The 19,326-nt window shown below is 40.2% G+C and carries 17 protein-coding genes; 7 read left to right on the top strand and 10 right to left on the bottom strand.

What is annotated here, in order from left to right:
- Positions 1 to 54 precede the first annotated feature (54 nt).
- Both I6L31_RS13775 and trxB read right to left on the bottom strand, forming a co-directional pair.
- Positions 55 to 1,611 carry a class I SAM-dependent methyltransferase gene (locus I6L31_RS13775; protein ID WP_004991031.1) on the bottom strand — a complete coding sequence of 519 codons (1,557 nt, stop codon included), beginning with the start codon at positions 1,609 to 1,611 and terminating at the stop codon, positions 55 to 57.
- Between the two features lie 151 nt (positions 1,612 to 1,762).
- Positions 1,763 to 2,710 carry a thioredoxin-disulfide reductase gene (trxB, locus tag I6L31_RS13780; protein WP_004991030.1) on the bottom strand — a complete coding sequence of 316 codons (948 nt, stop codon included), beginning with the start codon at positions 2,708 to 2,710 and terminating at the stop codon, positions 1,763 to 1,765.
- Between the two features lie 320 nt (positions 2,711 to 3,030).
- On the opposite strand from trxB, the gene I6L31_RS13785 reads away from it, so the two are divergent.
- On the top strand, positions 3,031 to 6,093 hold the full coding sequence (locus tag I6L31_RS13785; RefSeq protein WP_005002797.1) for a DNA translocase FtsK: 3,063 nt from the start codon (positions 3,031 to 3,033) through the stop codon (positions 6,091 to 6,093).
- 52 nt (positions 6,094 to 6,145) lie between these two features.
- Here the strand turns inward: I6L31_RS13785 and I6L31_RS13790 are convergent, their stop codons facing one another.
- Positions 6,146 to 6,670 (bottom strand): DUF4234 domain-containing protein, encoded by a 525-nt coding sequence (locus I6L31_RS13790; RefSeq protein WP_005002800.1) that lies wholly within the window; start codon positions 6,668 to 6,670, stop codon positions 6,146 to 6,148.
- Between the two features lie 215 nt (positions 6,671 to 6,885).
- A complete protein-coding gene (gene ppk2, locus I6L31_RS13795) occupies positions 6,886 to 7,821 on the bottom strand; it encodes a polyphosphate kinase 2 (RefSeq protein ID WP_005002806.1) in 936 nt (311 codons plus the stop codon).
- A gap of 222 nt (positions 7,822 to 8,043) precedes the next feature.
- Between ppk2 and rhtC the strand changes: the two genes are divergently transcribed.
- A complete protein-coding gene (rhtC, locus tag I6L31_RS13800) occupies positions 8,044 to 8,667 on the top strand; it encodes a threonine export protein RhtC (protein ID WP_005002812.1) in 624 nt (207 codons plus the stop codon).
- 133 nt (positions 8,668 to 8,800) lie between these two features.
- On the opposite strand, the gene I6L31_RS13805 is transcribed toward rhtC, so the two are convergent.
- From I6L31_RS13805 to I6L31_RS13830, 6 genes are all read right to left on the bottom strand, one after another.
- On the bottom strand, positions 8,801 to 9,088 hold the full coding sequence (locus tag I6L31_RS13805; RefSeq protein WP_004995952.1) for a PA4642 family protein: 288 nt from the start codon (positions 9,086 to 9,088) through the stop codon (positions 8,801 to 8,803).
- A 144-nt stretch (positions 9,089 to 9,232) separates the two neighbouring features.
- On the bottom strand, positions 9,233 to 9,505 hold the full coding sequence (minE, locus tag I6L31_RS13810) for a cell division topological specificity factor MinE (protein ID WP_005002814.1): 273 nt from the start codon (positions 9,503 to 9,505) through the stop codon (positions 9,233 to 9,235).
- Positions 9,506 to 9,507: 2 nt separating this feature from the next.
- Positions 9,508 to 10,320, bottom strand: a complete 813-nt coding sequence (minD, locus tag I6L31_RS13815) for a septum site-determining protein MinD (RefSeq protein ID WP_004991021.1) — start codon at positions 10,318 to 10,320, stop codon at positions 9,508 to 9,510.
- A gap of 66 nt (positions 10,321 to 10,386) precedes the next feature.
- Complete coding sequence (gene minC, locus I6L31_RS13820) at positions 10,387 to 11,109, bottom strand: septum site-determining protein MinC (RefSeq protein ID WP_004991019.1); 723 nt, start codon at positions 11,107 to 11,109, stop codon at positions 10,387 to 10,389.
- A 127-nt stretch (positions 11,110 to 11,236) separates the two neighbouring features.
- Positions 11,237 to 12,289: a hypothetical protein gene (locus tag I6L31_RS13825; RefSeq protein WP_005002817.1), complete on the bottom strand. Its 1,053-nt coding sequence runs from the start codon at positions 12,287 to 12,289 to the stop codon at positions 11,237 to 11,239.
- Positions 12,290 to 12,320: 31 nt separating this feature from the next.
- Entirely contained in the window at positions 12,321 to 13,247 is a 927-nt protein-coding gene (locus I6L31_RS13830) for an acyltransferase (RefSeq protein WP_005002820.1), read from the bottom strand.
- Between the two features lie 249 nt (positions 13,248 to 13,496).
- On the opposite strand from I6L31_RS13830, the gene I6L31_RS13835 reads away from it, so the two are divergent.
- The 5 genes from I6L31_RS13835 (at position 13,497) to argB (ending at position 19,316) form a co-directional block, all read left to right on the top strand.
- Positions 13,497 to 14,153, top strand: a complete 657-nt coding sequence (locus tag I6L31_RS13835) for an OmpA family protein (RefSeq protein WP_005002823.1) — start codon at positions 13,497 to 13,499, stop codon at positions 14,151 to 14,153.
- A gap of 121 nt (positions 14,154 to 14,274) precedes the next feature.
- Entirely contained in the window at positions 14,275 to 16,314 is a 2,040-nt protein-coding gene (locus tag I6L31_RS13840) for a UvrD-helicase domain-containing protein (protein WP_004995963.1), read from the top strand.
- 24 nt (positions 16,315 to 16,338) lie between these two features.
- Entirely contained in the window at positions 16,339 to 16,791 is a 453-nt protein-coding gene (gene dut, locus I6L31_RS13845) for a dUTP diphosphatase (protein WP_005002825.1), read from the top strand.
- A 178-nt stretch (positions 16,792 to 16,969) separates the two neighbouring features.
- On the top strand, positions 16,970 to 18,394 hold the full coding sequence (locus I6L31_RS13850) for a phosphomannomutase/phosphoglucomutase (RefSeq protein ID WP_005002827.1): 1,425 nt from the start codon (positions 16,970 to 16,972) through the stop codon (positions 18,392 to 18,394).
- 10 nt (positions 18,395 to 18,404) lie between these two features.
- Positions 18,405 to 19,316 (top strand): acetylglutamate kinase, encoded by a 912-nt coding sequence (gene argB, locus I6L31_RS13855; RefSeq protein WP_004991011.1) that lies wholly within the window; start codon positions 18,405 to 18,407, stop codon positions 19,314 to 19,316.
- The last annotated feature ends 10 nt before the right edge of the window (positions 19,317 to 19,326 follow it).

Here is a 19,326-nt window from a genome sequence, read left to right on the forward strand (position 1 = left end):
CGATAAAAAAGATCGGCCTTATTTTAGCCGATCCACACAGATAAAACAGGTCATTTACGCAAATAGCCTGAGTTGTCGGGCAATCGTTAATTTATCTGCGGCCAGAAACTCCGCTGCTTTCTTCTCAATAATCGCTAAACTTTGTGCTTGATCGCTAATGGTATTTTTATCTGCATCCAAGACATACCAGTTTAATTGATTGAGAACCTGTTGCACGTACTGAGCAAATTCATGCGCAGTCGTTAATCCATCGATAAAATGAGCACGATAAAATAGCTGATGAAAATGCTCAGTTGGAATACCAATTCCAGTCAAGGGACTAATGAGTGCCTGATAATTTTGATGGAAATTGGCTTGTTGAATTAAATAGTGATTAAGTTGTTGGCACTGTACCGTAACTTTTTCACTTGGGGTTATGCTCTGGCAAGGTTGAGCAAAACCTAAATGAGATAGAATGACCAGCGCATTTAAAATCTGCGCATAATTTAGCTGCGGCAGTGCTAACTCAAGTTCCCGAATGGTTTGTGGCTGATATTCATGTTTTAGAAAATGCTGACCTATGGGGTGATAGATTTCTTCGATCAGATTAAATGTACCCAGATAACCAGTAATATCATGAGGCAGAAATTCAGGTGAGCTGAGTAAAATAAATGCGGTATTTCTTAAACGTTCTTGAGTTTGTAAAGCGGTAAGTGAATTTTTACCTCGTATAAACAAATCACGACGAAACTGCGTACTGGCAAAATAGTCACGGCATTGTTCCTTAAAAATAGGATGCTCAATCGCATTTAAGAAATCCTGATGCTCCTGAGAAAAATTAATATTATCCAGATGCGTATTTAAGTCACTGGAACCAGCATAAGTAAGTTTAATTTCTTCCAGTAAACGCACGACTTGCTGAAATGAGAAACATTGCCAATCCTGATTTAAGTACTCATGAATCAGATAATTTGGATTTTGATTTTTTAGTTCGCCCACTTTTGACAGCGCATGGGGATGGCGTTTCACAAATAATGGATTTTGAGCGAGCAAAGATTCACTAAAATCTAACGCATCTTTAACTTTCTGGATTGGGTTGGTACTTTTGCTATTAAATTTGAAATGACTATGGAATAACTCACGGATCGGCATATTCGCGGCCCAACCTGTGACACAGTTATAACTGATATACACAATGCCACTCGGTTTTAGGTATTTTCGTATAAATTTTAAAATAATCAGTTGGTTTTCATAGCTAATCCAGCTCCAGATCCCATGTAAGCTAATAGAGTCAAACATAGGTAAATCAGGTTTGTTGAGCAGTTCTTCAAAACTATCATCATAAAAATAATGTTCGGTCTGACTATGTTCAGCAACTTGGTTGGCATGTGCTGCATGTGCAGGATTGAAATCTGTTCCCCAAAAAGTTCCTTCATTGGACGCTGCATGAATATTAATACTGACCCCTTGTCCAAAACCCAGTTCACAATGCTGATGGGTTTCACTAGAGCTTGGGCAATCAACGCCATTGAGCAATAAACAAAAACGCTGATAGTTAGGACTCAAGTCTCGATAATAACCATAGGTATAATTTACTTCTGTTTGATAGCCGTTGGTCCAAGTTATAGTCATAAAGCTTCCTATTTAATGTGGTAATTTAATTAAAATATTCTTATAAAAAATAGTTAGATAATAGTTATAGCGTGTCCTTAAACAAAAAGAACCACCTTTATTGGTGGTTTTTTGTAGCTTACTTAATTTTTGCAGGGTCTAAATCATCCACTTAGATACTGTCTAAATAGAAATCTGCATCTAGCGCGGCCATACAGCCTGAACCCGCAGAGGTAATGGCTTGACGATAGATATTATCAGCCACATCACCTGCAGCAAAAACACCCGCTACAGATGTTGCAGTCGCATTGCCTTTGGTTCCGCTTTGTACTTGGATATAACCATCACGGAGTTCTAGCTGGCCTTCAAACATGCCAGTATTGGGTTTGTGGCCGATGGCAACAAATAGTCCTTGTACATCGATGGTTTGAGTTGAATCATCTTGAGTCGATTTTAAGCGAACAGAAGTTACGCCTGTATTATCGCCCAACACTTCATCGACTTGATGATTCCAGATAATGCTGATTTTGCCTTCTTTTTCTTTGGCAAATAGATGATCTTGTAAAATTTTCTCAGAACGCAAACTGTCACGACGATGCACCAGTGTCACATGTGAAGCAATATTGGAGAGATATAACGCCTCTTCAACTGCTGTATTACCGCCACCGACAACCATGACTTTTTGGTTTTTGTAAAAGAAACCATCACAAGTTGCACAGGCACTTACACCCTGACCCATAAATGCAGCTTCTGACTCTAGCCCTAAGTATTGAGCAGTTGCACCTGTCGCAATGATTAGTGCGTCACAGGTATATTCACCCATATCACCTTTTAACACGAATGGACGAGTTTTTAGATCAACTTCATTGATATGGTCATACAGGATTTCTGTACCAAAGCGTTCTGCATGCGTTTGCATACGCTCCATAAGCGCAGGCCCTGTCAATCCTTCAGGATCACCCGGCCAGTTATCGACTTCAGTTGTGGTGGTGAGTTGACCACCGAGCTGTAAACCTGCAATTAAAACAGGTTTTAAATTGGCACGTGCAGCATATACCGCAGCGCTATAGCCCGCAGGACCTGAACCCAAAATAATTAACCGCGAGTGACGAGCGCTCATCTAAGCTTCCTTATTTATACTAAAATTGAGAAAATTATACGTGAAAGTCGATCATAAAGGGGCTGATTTGATGTCGATAATATTGATCATCTAAATCGAATTGAGCTATATAGATAAAAGTCTCAATTGTAGACAATTTAAAAAATCCTTTAATGTTGTGTCATCAGGTGAATTGCCCCTGACAACAAGATTAACAACAAGCGTAAACAATCATGCATCTTTTTTGTAAGAACAGGTGCATAATATAACCTTTATTCGTAGCGACCTTTTGACGTTACGACATAACAAGATCAATCTATAACTGGGTTACAGGACAGTATATGACTGCGGTGTCAAGTGTTTATGCACAGCGCTTATTAATCACATTATTTCTGGTTTCTTTTGGGATCTATATGTTTCTGGCAACAGTGACCTATACACCGTTTGATCCCGGCTGGATGCATATTTCAAGTGACACCCAACAAGTGTCTAACGCAAGTGGTGTGGCAGGGGCGTGGATTGCTGATTTGCTCTTTGGCTTTTTAGGCTGGGCAAGTTTACTGATTCCACTGTTTTTGTTTATTGAAGCAATACAGGTTTGGTGGCCACGCAGTTTTTTAAACCGTCCATTTCGTTATGCCGCACAGTTTTTTATTATTTTGGCGACATCTACCTTATTGTATTTACACTGGAATCTGCCTGCCGATACACTGGATAATGCCTCTGGGGGGATTATTGGTTATGAGATCGGAGAAAGCCTGAGTCATTTATTAACCATCTATGGCGCAACTTTATTCTTATTGGTGTTTTGGGTGGTTTTAATCACATTTGCCTTTGGGATTCAGTGGAATAAAACGTGGGTGACATTAAAAGCGACACCTGCTTATTTACAGGATTTGTTCTATAAAAATGTATCTCCTCATGAGTCTGATTTTGATCTGACGGATCCTCCTAAAAAGACAATTGCTTCGCCTGTAACCACGGCCGTATCAAGTTCAAAAGTTGAAACTTCTGTAGCTGGTTCTGAGTCTGATATTCAGCCACAATTGCATTCTTCTCCAACAATCAAAGCAAATGGTTATGTAAGTGATGCCACCGCAGAACGATTATTTGATGATGTTTTAGCCAAAGAGCAGGCTGCAAACCAACAAATTTTAGATGATGAAGATCCTGAGGAATTTGAAAAAACTATTCAAAAGGCGCACCAACTCCAAAAAGATAGTCAGCGTTTAGTCGCAACTGGAGAAGTCTGGCGTGCCTTACAATCCGATGATCTGAATCATAAACAGGAAATTGATGCCTTACTTCGTGCGGCTGATGATGCGCAAGAAGCACCGCGTTCGCCGTATGATCATTTACAGCAAGTGGCCCAGACTGACGCTGAAATGACCGATTATTCTGCTCAAGCTCAAAAAAAATCGTCTCTGGATTGGAATGACGATGAAATTTTTGATGAGTTATTGGCGGCTGTACCTAATAATAAAGCAGCTGATATTCATACGCCATTTGTCGAAAATACCTCAGCGCATGTGCATGTTGAACATGATGCAGATGGATTGATTGAGCAGGTGGAACAAACCATTCAGCAAGCAGCAATTGCCCCATCAACACCTAAAAATATGCATTATGCTGAGGAACTTGATGATCTGACTGATTTATTGGTCGATGATGAAGAACCTAAAGCTCAAGCTACAATTCAAACCACAAGCAGTTATGCGCAATCCACCCCATTTGTTCAAGCTTCGATCCAGACCGATTTAAATCATAAGTTATCTAAAGAAGAATTTATTGAGGCTTGGCAGGAAACCGCAGGTAAACCTGATGATGAGCTCGATGAATTTGACTTTGATGCACCATTAACAGATATTTCAGGTCGACCGATGTCGCGTGCTATGCAAGTGGCACAAAAACGTCGTGATTTGCCGACCTTGCCGGGTTTTGAGTTGCTCGATAAAGTTGATCCAAATAAAAAAGTGAACTTTACCGCAGAGCAATTGGAACGTTTGTCGGAATTACTGGAAATTAAGCTTCAGGAATTTAATGTCAAAGCCAAAGTGATCGAAGCGCAACCAGGGCCTGTAGTCACCCGTTTTGAGCTGGATTTGGCACCCGGTGTTAAAGCTTCTAAAGTCACCAATATTTCACGAGATTTAGCCCGTTCTATGTCAATGGCATCGGTTCGTGTAGTGGAGGTGATTCCGGGGAAACCTTATATCGGGATTGAAGTGCCGAACAGTACTCGTGAAATGGTACGTTTGATTGAATTACTAGAAACGCCTTCTTTTAAAGATCCTGCGGGTTTACTCTCCATGGCCATGGGGAAAGACATTTCAGGTAATCCTGTCATTACTGATTTGGGTAAAGCACCCCACATGTTGGTCGCAGGAACCACAGGTTCTGGTAAATCTGTGGCGGTAAACTCGATGATTTTATCGATGTTATTAAAATATACGCCAGATCAATTACGTCTGATTTTGATCGATCCTAAACAGCTAGAACTTGCCAACTACAACGATATTCCGCATTTGTTGACGCCTGTTGTGACTGACATGAAAGATGCAGTCAGTGCTTTAAACTGGTGTGTCAATGAAATGGAGCGTCGCTATAAACTGATGTCGTTCTTAAAAATTCGTAAACTTGCGGATTACAATCGTAAGGTTGAAGAAGCGATTGCGAATGGTGAAGACTTAATTGACCCGACGTGGAAGCCAAGTGATTCGGCAACACAGGAGCGTGCACCACGTTTACAACCCTTACCTTCTATCGTCATTGTGGCAGATGAATTTGCCGATATGATTATGCAGGTCGGTAAAAAAGCCGAAGAAATGATTACCCGTTTGGCACAAAAATCACGTGCTGCGGGCATTCATCTATTGCTTGCCACGCAACGTCCTTCGGTTGACGTGATTACCGGGTTGATCAAAGCCAATATTCCGACACGTGTAGCCTTACGTGTGAACTCAAAAATTGACTCACGTACTATTTTAGATGCGGGTGGGGCAGAAGACTTATTGGGTCATGGGGATATGCTATTTCTTGGGCCGGGTAAAATTGAGCCTGAGCGTGTACATGGCGCATTTATCAGTGATGATGAAGTTAACCGAATCTGTGATGCATGGCGTGAACGTGGTGATCCAGACTATGTCGATGAAATCCTGACCCCTTATGATGAAGAACCCACTTCACGTGGTTTTGAAGACAGCGGAGAAGGTGGATCGGATCGTGACATGCTATATGACCAATGTGTCGCCTTTGTTTTGGAAACCCGTAAAGCATCGACTTCTTCGTTGCAGCGCAAATTTAGTTTGGGCTATAACCGTGCTGCAAGAATCATTGATCAGATGGAAGAAAACGGAATAGTGAGCGCGATGGGTGCAAACGGTAAACGTGAAATTTTAGTTTAATTTAAAATATGAGGTTGCAATGGCTATTGATAGTCATTGCAACCTTTTTATTTTATTCACCTAAAAATAAACCCAATAAAATTAGAATCCACATGATTGAAAAAATAATAATCAAGACAATTTGTGGTTTACTAAAGGATTTTTGTTCAATGATGACAACTTGTTCTGATTTTCTTTTTGCAGTATTTAAAGCTTGAAAAGGTTGAATTAAAAATATAATACTTCCTAATGAAATTAACCAGAATGGATCAGGTAGTTTGTACAGCATAGAAAAAAATATATATCCTATAAAAAGTAGTGCAGGAGAGTAATCTGGGGTATCACCTTCTTCAGTAGAAAACTTTTTTATTCTTTTTAGGAGTGGATATAAAAAGAAAATAGCAAATATGGCTCTCAGTGCTGGCATTATTTTTGATTTATCTTTTTGTTGGAAGAAACGCCATGCAGTAAACATCCACCATATATCGTATGCGCTAAACGTGATGATCGATAAAAAAATAAATTTTTTTAAGCTAATAATTTTTTGTGGTTCAATTTGTGATGACGTTTGAATAGATGTCATTTGCTCAGTCAACATTGTTTACTCTTTTGTATAATTATCGCTTAATATAAATTAATTAATTTGAGTCTGGTAGTTATTTTGAATGATTTTCAGCTTAACCAAAACCTTTAAAATCAACTTCGATAGATGCTAAAATTTTAATTTTTGCAAGACGTCTAATACATTTTATGGCGGCGATAGGTACATATGATTTGAACTAACCTATAGAGAGATAGGTTAGTTCATTTGTTTTAATCTAAATCTGTATCCATCACTTGTTTAAATTGTGGATTTGGAATAAGAACAATTTTGTCATCCACACGATTCGTCACTTTAAGATCCTTATTTGGATAATCTAATTGAGATAAAAAATGACGAATACAATTTAAACGTGCACGTTTTTTATCATCAGATTTAATAATCGTCCACGGCGCGTCGCCTGTATGTGTGTGGAAAAACATTTGATTCTTGGCTTCAGTATAATCATCCCAGCGATCAAGAGATTGAATATCAATCGGTGAGAGCTTCCAATGCTTTAAAGGATCATCACGGCGCGAGATAAAGCGACGTAATTGTTCTTCGCGACTGACCGAAAACCAAAATTTAAATAAATGAATGCCGCTATTGACCAGCATGCGTTCAAGCTCAGGTGTTTGGCGCATAAACTGCAAATATTCTTGTGGTTCACAAAATCCCATGACCCGTTCCACACCTGCACGGTTGTACCATGACCGATCAAAAAATACCATTTCACCTTTAGTGGGTAAACGCTCAATATAGCGCTGGAAATACCATTGACCACTTTCCTGAGGGTTTGGTTTTTCAAGAGCGACTACACGCGCGCCACGTGGATTTAAATGCTCCATAAAACGTTTAATCGTGCCGCCTTTACCTGCTGCATCACGCCCTTCAAATAAACACACAATACGTTGTCCCGTATCCTTCACCCAAGATTGAACTTTGAGTAATTCAATTTGAAGGAGTTTCTTTTCGGCTTCATACGTCTTGCGTGACATACGTGTACGATAAGGATAACTTTCCGGTAAAGCGGCGGAGCTAGATTCTTCTGCTGTCACCAATCCTTTATATTCAAGCACCGATTTTTTAAAGACTGGCAAGTTCTTGAGTTGCTCTTGATCAATCACTTCAATGTCTTCATTAGGATTAGGTTGGTGATCTTTATCCATTTTTTTCTCGCTATAACAATGAACTGAAACTAAAAAATATTAACGCTAAAATCAACGATCTGACTTTTTATCAGACATCATTAATTTATCTAATTTAACAATATCATTGAGTCAATCAAAAAATAATAAACTTTTATTAGCTGTTCAGACATAAAAATGGCTGGGGAATTATGCAAAAAAATGTTAAATTTAGACTCTAGATGCGCTTTATTTGGGGGATGAATGTTTATTGCCTTGATCACACTGATGTTCATTCAGTTTTGCGCGCTGATTACCCCAGGTCCAGATTTTTTTCTAGTTTCTCAAACGGCAATTAGCCGTTCGCGTCGTGAAGCTGTCTTTGTCGTTCTAGGAATTACAGTTGGGGTCATGTTTTGGGCAATCTTAGCCTTGATGGGCTTAAATATCATTTTTGAAAAAATGGCATGGTTAAAGCAGATTCTACTGGTGATTGGTGGGATTTATTTGTGTTGGCTCGGCTTTCAAATGCTACGTTCTGCTTTTTCCAAACAGAAAGTTCAAAATACTAATACGCCAATTGATTTACCTAAAACTGAGACCAAGTTTTTCCTAAAAGGTTTGTTAACCAATTTATCCAATCCTAAAGCCGTGATTTATTTTGGTAGTGTATTTTCTTTGTTCTTGGCAAATCCTGCATTAGATCATGTGCATTCATTGCTGTTTATTATTATTGCGGTAGAAACTCTGATCTGGTTTTTATTTGTGGTATTTGTATTTTCTTTACCAAGTTTTAAATCTGCTTATCAAAATGTTGCGAAATGGATCGATGGTGTTTCTGGTGGTATCTTTACGGCGTTTGGCATTTATTTGATTAGCCATCGCTAAAATAAGGATAAATAAAAAAACCTGCATCAGCAGGTTTTTTATTAGATTTCTTTCATCAGTCCTTTTTACTTCTTCTTTTTTGGAAAAAAAGAGCATCTAAACTGCAATGAAAGAAATCTATTATTAATTTGAATTAGGCAAATTTTGCCAAAACTTCTAAGAATGGTTCACGCTGACGCGGAAATTCAGCGATGACATCATGAATGCGTTGGCCTTGAGGATTAGTGGCATTGACATCACGACCATCTGCAACAAACTGAGTTAATAAACGTTCATAATCGTTTGGACGCATGTGTTTGAAGGCATGGTATAACACATGAAAGTCAGCGTTTACACCTTCGGGTGGAAGTTGATTAAGATAGGCAAAAACACGCTCGTCTGACCATTCTTCATTGAAAGTTGCTGGCTGTGATAATGCCATTACACGTTCCTCAGTCTTAAAATAATTAAGGGCAAAATGTTTTGACTCGAAGCATAGCTTCGCGCCTTGCGAGCCTCACATTTTGCCCTTATTTGCCGAAAAGCGCTAATAAGAATTTTATAATTTAAATATCAATAAAACCGCTTATCGCTCTTCGGGTAAGTTGATATTCATTTCCAGCATTTCAATATTGGCCTCAGAACGTACCTGCATCTGAATATGGCCTTCATCGACACCACGTACATAGCGATTTACAACTTGCATGATTTCCTTTTTCATCTGGTCAATTTTGTCTTGACTCAAACGACGACCTAAACCCTGCTCGGAAGCGACAATGACTTTTAAACGATCTTTGGCTGTTTGTGCACTTGATGGTTTGTCATCACCGCTAAAAAGTTTACTCCAAAATCCTGCCATAGTTATGCTCCAAATAACCGCGCCAACCAGCTCTTCGGCTGTACTGTAATGTAACGATATGGACGTTCTTCTCCTAGAAAACGTGCCACCAGATCATCGTAAGCCTGACCTGATTTAGAGTCGCTATACAAAATCACAGGCTTACCTTCATTGGATGCCTGTAAAACGATTGGACATTCTGGAATTACGCCTAAAGTTGGAATTCGTAAAATGTCTTTGGATATATCGTCAATCGTCAACATTTCCTGACGATCGGCACGTTCAGGATTAAAACGGGTAATACATAAGTGTTTACGTATCCGTCCTTCGTTTTGTTCTACTTTCTTGGTTTTACTATCGAGCATTCCAATAATGCGATCTGAGTCACGAACAGATGAAATCTCAGGATTGGTGACAATAATAGCCTCATCTGCATGATACATCGCTAAAATCGCGCCGCGTTCAATTCCAGCAGGTGAGTCACAAATAATGTAATCAAATTCCTGTGATAATTCATCAATAACACGCGCAACACCTTCGTCACTTAAAGCGTCTTTATCACGTGTTTGTGAAGCAGGCAAAATATACAAATTTTCAATATCTTTATCGCGAATAAGGGCCTGTTGTAAACGGGCTTCATTGTTAATGACATTGACAAAGTCATATACCACGCGACGTTCACATCCCATGATCAAATCGAGGTTACGTAAGCCCACGTCAAAATCAATCACAACAGTTTTATGACCACGTTGGGCTAAACCTGTTGCAAAAGATGCACTCGTTGTAGTTTTACCTACACCACCTTTGCCTGATGTTACGACAACAATTTTGGCCACCGAATCCACTCCTGTTATGGTCATAGCCCTTTAGAAAAGGGCTTTTATTGGTGTTTAATTTATACCTTAAAATTCCAAAGCCTGAAATACAAGTTCTTGCTTGTCATTTAAATAAATATGTACCGCTTTTTTGAGCACATCTTTGGGAATATCATCCGCTACACAGTAAGTTCCTGCAATAGAGACCAATTCAGCTTCTAATGAATGACAAAAAATACGTGCTGCGGAGTTTCCACCTGCACCTGCGATGACTCTACCACGAACATTGCCATAAATATGAATATTTCCCGATGCAATGACTTCGGAACCGCTATTCATACTGGCATTTAAAATAATGTCACCATGATCCTGTACCAGACTTTGTCCTGTTCGCAAAATTTCATCATGGTAAGAGGTCTTGTGCGCAATCGCTGTTTTTGTTGGTGTTGTTTTTGTTTCGGAGTTTAATGTATCGGCTTTAACTTCTTCAACCAATACCACTTCTTCACGTGAGGGTTTAATTCGTTGTAAAGGCTGATCAGCAGGAAGCACTGGAAATTGAATGGCGCGCGCTTCATCACCCAAAATTCCATCAATCACAGCCATAGGCTGTAAGCCCAGACTGATCAAAAGCTGAATTAACGCAATGAGTTCCTGTTCAACCGTACTGTCAATAATCACCAAAGTGCCTTGATAAGCACCTTCACTCAGTGTATTTGCTAATTGCTGGCGGATGGCATCATGATCATTTGTATCTAAGGTCAACCGGGTAAAGTTGACCATTCTGCCTGTAATCCGTATATCAGCCATAATTATTCCTTAAGAACCTCTGACGAGCTGTTACGCCGAGGTAATGTTGTAAATAGTCCAAATCCTAGATCAAATTTAATGATTTCTCTAGCTATTGGTCAAAAAAAATTGTTGAAGTGACTAATCTTTAACTCGATTCTTCAACACGATCATGATCGTTTAAAATTTGCTGCCATTGTTTGACTTTGACTTGCTGGCGAATGGCTTCCAGACTTTCAAATACCACAGATTCGACCAATTCTTCCAAGTGTTTGTTATCAATATTGATTTCGCTCATACGTTGTGCAATTAGCTCATAGTTAGGATTGATTGCACGTTCTGAACCTGTTGCAAAGGGTTGAATCAGACCTGAGGTGATATTTTCACCCAAACGTTGCCCGATACTTTGAATCTGCTGTTCAATGCGACCGCCAACAATTGGAATCAAACGTAATAACTGAGTTAATTCTGGCGTATCCTCAATGGCTTGATTGACAATTTGCCCAACTCCTTTGGAAATTTGATCCTGCTGTGCCCGAAGTTCTGTGGCCAGACTTTCTTGCAATAATTCAGCGATCGTGACTGCAAATAGTTGACGATGATGATCCACCAATTCATGAATAATCCGTTTATGCGTAGAACTGGTTTCAAGTTCACGTTTAATACCATGAATCACCGTTAAAACCACACGATCAGAAAGTTCTTCCATGACCACGTGATAATAAAACAGCCCTTGATTGGACCAGCTCTCAGGAATGATCTTATAGCCCAGTTCATGCAGCCGATAGGCAATAATCCCTGCACGAAATAATCTTAAAAAACGTAAATGTGGAATAATGGCTAAAATTTCGTACCAATGAATAAATGGAAAAAAGAACCAGCGAGAATGATGTTTATTGATAATTGCAATTGCCCAACGGATGAGTAATTCAATAATTAAAAACCCAATAAACCATGCTTCTGTGGTAATCACCCATGGATGCAAATGTGTCCGATAAAACTCAAGCACTTGCGGTAGATGGATATGATCGAAAAACCAAGTGCCAATACTGCTCATTAAAAAGAAATTGGCACATAGGCAGAACAAATTAAAAATAATAATAAACACCATAAAGATGTCATACACCAGAAATACCTTGAACGATAAACTGGTCGGATCGACATGATGATATTTAGATTTTTCTCTGGAACTGTTCTGCATAATGCCTGTCAATTTTAATGATTTTAAATGATTAAGATGCCTGATTAGCGTATTGGGCTTTCATTTGATCAATCAACTGATCTTTTTCAGTCCAAAGCTGATCAACCCAATCCTGAAAGCGTTTGCGATAATCTTCATCTTCCTCATAATTACCCCCCAACACCCAATCTGGAATCTCGATTTTACGCAAATTCACCGCAATACGAGATACATCGCCCAGCCAGAAATCGCTGTATTCAGGTGGTCCGTCTGGATAAACAATAGTCATGTCGACTAATGCATCAATTTGATCGCCCAAAATATTTAAGGCAAGAGCCAAGCCGCCAGCTTTGGGTTTCAGCAAATTTTGATAAGGTGAGTTTTGCTGATCATGTTTGGCTTGTGTAAAGCGAGTGCCTTCCAAATAATTCAGTAAGGTAAAGGGTTGAGACAAAAGTTGCTCACACGCTTTACGAGCCTCTAGCATATCGCGAGTTTTGAGTTCTGGATTTTTGGCAATTTGCTCTTTGCTATGACGCTTCATCATCGGAAAGCCTAAAATCTTAAAGGCTTGACCGACAAAAGGAATAAAAATCAGTTCCCATTTGGTGAAAAATCGGGTCAGAGGCATACGACTAACGCCAAAGTATTGATTGACTGTAGTATCCACCCAACTTTGATGGTTACACATCATGAGATAACGACCCTGCATACTCACTTCAAGCTGTGGATCAATCGTGATATCCCATTGTAAATGTGGCAATACCTGATCGATCAACCAATTATTGATTCCCAGCCAGTTATTGGTAATCTGGATGGTGGTTTCATCGACTTTGCGAGATTGTTTGAATAATTTGGTTAAACCCAGTGCCAATACTGGAGGGCCATGCAAAAAAGTACTGCCTGTAATGACACTGCCCACGGTCATGCCTCGGGTAATTTTTTTAAGCATCGACTGTTTTTGGGGTTGTTTTGACATAATCTAAATCCTGATGATGAATCACGTCCAACTTGTAAAAATCTGAGCACAATATAGACGTTGTACACCGATTTAAAAAGTTAAACAGTGCAACAATGGATAAATGTAGTGAAGATTTAAACGAAAGATACTTAAAGTATTACAAAATGTAAAAAAACAGCGTATTGTTAACAAAAAATCAATGGTCTAAGTGGCTTTTTTCTATCATTATTTTTACAGACAACAAAGACACAAACGAGGAGGCATGCAATGCGTGCACTATTAATTACGACAGTGGTTGGGGCAGCAGTGGCACTTTCTGGTTGCCAATCAACAGGACAAAATCTGGGTGGCGTTGAATATGACAAAGCTGCTTTAGGTACATTGACTGGTGCAGCAGCGGGCTACGGTATTTCTAAATCAAATGCGAACTCTAGCCGTCAAAATAACCGTGCAGCCGCGATTGGTGCCGTGTTAGGTGGTGCAAGTGGTTTGTATCTTGACCAAAAAGAGAAAAAATTACGTCAACAAATGGCGGGTACTGGTGTCGAAGTCAATCGTAATCCAGATGGTTCGGTTGGATTGGTCATGCCTGGTAACATTACTTTTGATACTAACAAATCAAACATCAAACCAAATTTCTATTCGACTTTGAACAAAGTAGCACAAACACTTGCAGAAGATAACAAGAGTGCGATCCTCGTGACAGGTTATACAGATAGCACAGGTAACGATTCGATCAATATTCCATTGTCTCAGGCTCGTGCTCAATCAGTTGCGAACTATTTAAGTGGTCAAGGTGTTTCATCTGCTCGTATTAATGCACAAGGTTACGGTTCAGCGAATCCGATTGCATCAAATGCGACTGCGGATGGTCGTGAACAAAACCGTCGTGTTGAAATTAGCATCTATGAGCGTCAATCTTAGTCGCTTAGTTTCTAAAAACCACCTTCGGGTGGTTTTTTTATGAGTAAAATCCATGTGAATCGATTAGGCATCTGCTGATTAGATGTCTATAATCATGCTCGGATTCTTAAGAGGAAAACCTATGTCAGCAGCAAGTCATCTCAATGACAAGCAACTTGAAGCCATGAAATATACTCAAGGACCCTTGTTAGTGCTTGCAGGGGCTGGTTCAGGTAAAACCTCGGTGATTACCCAGAAAATTGCTTATCTGGTGAAAAATTGTCGTATTCCTGCACATCGCATTACTGCAATGACCTTTACCAATAAAGCTGCGCGTGAAATGAAAGAACGCGTCGGGAAGTTGCTTTCTCGTGAGGAAGGAAAAGGTCTTTCAGTTTCAACCTTTCATACCTTTGGTTTGAATTTATTGCGTCTGGAACTGAAACATACGCCACTTAAAAATAATTTTTCGATTTTGGATGCTGATGACTGTAAACGCATCCTGATGGATTTAATGCAGCGTGACAATCTTTCTGGAGCTGAAAGCAAAGAACTGATTGCCAAAGCGATGAAAAAAATCTCAGACTGGAAAAATGATCTGATTGTTCCTGAACAAGCTCATTCGACTTGTGAAACGGTAGAAGATGTCCAGTTTGCTCATCTGTATCAGCTTTATGAGCGTAATTTACGGGCTTATAACGCGGTTGATTTTGATGATCTGATTGTATTACCCACACGTCTTTTGCAGGAAAATGCTGAAGTCCGTGATAAATGGCAAAACCGTACCCGTTATCTTTTGGTCGATGAATATCAGGACACTAACACCGCCCAGTATATTTTGGTGAAATTACTGGTTGGGGTCATGGGACAGTTCACTGCGGTGGGTGACGATGACCAATCCATTTACGCATGGCGTGGCGCAAAACCTGAAAATATGGCATTGCTCAAAGAAGATTTTCCCAATCTAAAAGTCATTAAGCTTGAACAAAATTATCGTTCAACTAGTCGAATTTTAAAAGCAGCCAACGCTGTGATTGAAAACAATCCGCATATTTTTGATAAAAAATTGTGGAGCGATAAAGGGCATGGCGAAGTGATTCGGATTATTACTTGCCGTAATGATGATGATGAAGCTGAGCGTGTGGTCAAAGATTTAATGACCCATAAGCTGATGAATGGCAAAAACTGGAAAGATTATGCGGTGTTGTATCGCGGTAATTTTCAAGCAAGGGTATTAGAAACGCAACTGCGTCAAATGCAGATTCCGTATAAGCTCTCGGGTGGACAGTCATTCTTCGCACGGGCAGAAATTAAGGATGTGATGAGCTATTTGCGTCTGATTATTAACCCAGAAGATGACAGCGCATTTTTACGCATTATTAATACTCCAAAACGTGCTATTGGGCCTGTCACACTAGAAAAGTTGGGTCTTTTTTCACAGGAAAATCATTTGTCTTTGTTGGGTGCGGCATCCGATCAGCGCCTCACTATGGTCATTCCGAAAAAAGCTGCAACACAATTACATGAATTTTCCGATTTTATCAGCAATTTTACACGTGAACTGATGGATGACGATGAACCCGTGCCAAAGGTTCGCCAGATGATGAATGAAGCGGGTTATATTGATTATATCCGTGAAACTGCGGCTACCCCTGCGCAGGAAAAAACCAAGCTCGATAATATTGAAAACTTATTTAGCAGTATTCAAGGCTTACTGAATCGCACTGAAGATGTCGATGAAAAAAATATTGAAAGCGTGATTCGTAAACTGGTTCTACTGGATATGCTGGAGCAGCAGCAAGAAGAAGAAGACACCGATAAAGTCAATCTTCTAACCTTACATGCAGCAAAAGGTCTTGAATTTCCATTTGTTTATATTATGGGACTTGAAGAAGAATTATTGCCGCACAAAAACTCGATTGCCGCTGAAACTATCGAAGAAGAACGCCGTTTGATGTATGTGGGCATTACTCGCGCACGTCAGGGCTTAACCTTGACCTTGGCAGAACAGCGTAAAAATGGCGGACAAATGAAACAGATGACACCAAGCCGTTTTCTGGATGAATTGCCACAAGACGAACTAGAGTGGTTAGGACGCAAAAAGAAATTGGCGGGTAATGTGGATCCGAAAGAGCAGGCACAGCAATATCTAGCGAATTTAAAAGCCTTATTAAAGAAATAATTGATTGAACGATTAGGAAATATAATGAAAGTCCAAGTAAAAATTTTAGACCAGCGTCTGGGCAATGAATGGCCGCTTCCTTCGTATGCAACCACAGGTTCAGCAGGTCTGGACTTACGTGCCTGTGTTGATGAAGCGATTCAAATTGAACCAGGTCAAACTGTTTTAGTTAAAACAGGCATGGCGATTTATATTCACGATAGCGCTTTTGCAGGTCTTATTTTGCCACGTTCAGGCTTGGGTCATAAGCATGGTATTGTCTTGGGGAATCTGGTGGGATTAATTGACTCAGATTATCAAGGCGAACTGATGGTTTCAGTATGGAATCGCGGTCAGCAGAGCTTTACTTTAGAGCCGGGTGAACGTTTGGCGCAATATGTTTTAGTGCCTGTGGTTCAGGCAGAATTTGAACAAGTAGATGAGTTTGTTGCTACCGATCGTGGTACGGGCGGTTTTGGTCATACCGGTAAGCAATAATTCAAGCGCCTGTTTAAACAGGCGTTTCTTTTTTTGTATTGAATGTTTCAAAAAATTAGATTAAAACATCACACTTAATCTGTCTGAATGACTGACAAGAATGCTGCCTACTTCCTTTAGCATAAGCAATACTATTTTTACTTTTAATAAGTAGGCCTTGAATTAAAAGAAGATGCCTATGGATGCGATGTTTAATTTTCCCTTACATATTTTTCGTGCTTACGATATTCGTGGCAAGCTAACGGTGTTTACACCGCAAGTGGTGGCTGCCATTGCTTATGCTTTGGCAGAGCAGTACAGCTTGGCAGGTCAAAGCAAAGTCGTGATTGGTTATGATGCACGGCTGAGTAGTCCACAATATGCTGCAATAGTAGCAACCATCTTTGAAAAACAGGGTTTAGACGTTATAGATTTAGGCTGTTGTTCAAGCCCCATGATGTATTTTATGGCGCGTCAGACCCATGGTAATGGGGTGATGGTGACGGCAAGCCATAATCCAAAGTCGGACAATGGAATTAAATGGATTTTAAACGGTGAACCTCCAACACCGGCACAGATTGAAGCGGTTGGCAATGCAGCCGCCCATCATCATATTCAAGCATTAGATGTTCCTCGTATTCGAGGATTAAGCCATCAAATCAAAACCGAATACTGTTTAATGTATCAGCAGGGTTTACTTGAAGATATTCATCTAAAACGACCTTTCAAGGTGGTTTTAGATGGTTTGCATGGTTCAGCAGGACGCTGTGCTGAAATGGTGCTGAATAGATTGGGTTGTGATGTCATTGCTTTGCGTTGTGAAGCCAATGGTGAATTTCCAGATCACGCGCCTGATCCTTCTCAGGCGATTCATTTGGAAAAATTACGACACGCCGTGCTTTATCATCAAGCAGATATTGGGATTGCGCTAGATGGTGATGGTGACCGTTTAGTCATCATGGATGAACAGGCACATATTATTACTGCCGATCGTTTGATTTCTCTATTCGCACAAATGTGCCTAGAGCAACATCCGCAAGCTGAAATTGTTTTTGATGTTAAATGCTCCAGTATGGTGACACAAACTGTTAATGACTTAGGCGGCATTGCAACTATGATCCGCACAGGCAGTAGTTTTCTGCGACGTTATTTATCCCAATCTCAGGGAAAAGCGGTTTTTGGTGGAGAGTACGCAGGGCATTATGTGTTCAATGATGGTCGTGGGTTTGGTTATGATGACGGTGTATATGCTGCACTGCGGGTACTGGAATATTTAAGTCAGTTCCCTAAGCAAACACTGTCTCAGCTGTTGTCTGCTTTCCCAGAGCGTTATTGTACTGAAGATACTTACATTAGCACTCATCGTTCGGAACCCAAAATTGTGTTGCAGGATATTGAAAGTTGTAGTTATCAATCTAAAGCACAACTCAGCAAAATAGATGGGATACGACTTGATTTTGACGATGGTTTTGGCATTATTCGAGCATCCAACACGGGCGAATACTTTACTGTCAGGTTTGATGCGGGCAGTCCATTGCAATTGGCACAGATTCGACATCAGTTTGTTCGCATGTTGCAGGATAAATATCCTAAAATAGCGCAAGATATTTCAAACATCCATTAAGGAGAGGCGAATGCCACATCAGCATACTGGCATCGACAAAGCGAAAATATTGACCGAAGCTTTGCCGTACATTCAACGTTTTTCGGGTAAAACGCTAGTTGTGAAATATGGTGGCAATGCAATGACCGATCCTGAACTGGAAAGCTCATTTGCACGCGATATTGTGTTATTAAAAACTGTGGGTTTAAACCCGATTGTGGTACATGGTGGTGGTCCACAAGTTGATTCGCTCCTCAAACGATTAGGACAAGAATCTGACCGTATTGATGGAATGCGTGTCACCGATGAAGCGACCATGGAAGTTGTGGAAATGGTGCTTGGTGGGAGTGTCAACAAATCCATTGTCAACCTGATCAACAAACACGGTGGCCGTGCCATTGGTTTAACAGGTAAGGATGGCAACTTGTTGCGTGCACGTAAATTGCTCATGGAAAAACAAGATGAGCAAGGTCAGGTGCAGCATATTGATTTGGGCATGGTCGGTGAAGTGGTTGGGGTAAAAACCGACGTGTTGGAAATGTTTACCCAAAGTGATTTCATTCCTGTGATCGCACCTTTAGGTGTCGATGAAGAGGGAAATACTTACAATATCAATGCAGATTTGGTCGCAGGTAAAGTCGCGGAAGCCTTAGGCGCTGAAAAACTGATTTTGTTGACCAACATCACGGGTGTACTGGATGAAAATAAAAATCTGCTGACTGGCTTAAGCACACAGGAAGTCGATCGTTTAATCGAAACAGGTGTGATTTATGGCGGTATGATTCCTAAAGTAGGCTGTGCTCTTGATGCGGTGAAAGGCGGCGTGGTGAGTGCGCATATTGTCGATGGTCGTGTACCGCATGCAACCTTACTGGAAATCTTTACAGATCATGGTGTCGGGACATTGATTACCAACCGACTTGCACATAAAGTTACGCATTAAATTTTTGTAT

This window comes from Acinetobacter septicus (genome assembly GCF_019355975.1).
Classification (GTDB): Bacteria; Pseudomonadota; Gammaproteobacteria; order Pseudomonadales; family Moraxellaceae; genus Acinetobacter; species Acinetobacter ursingii.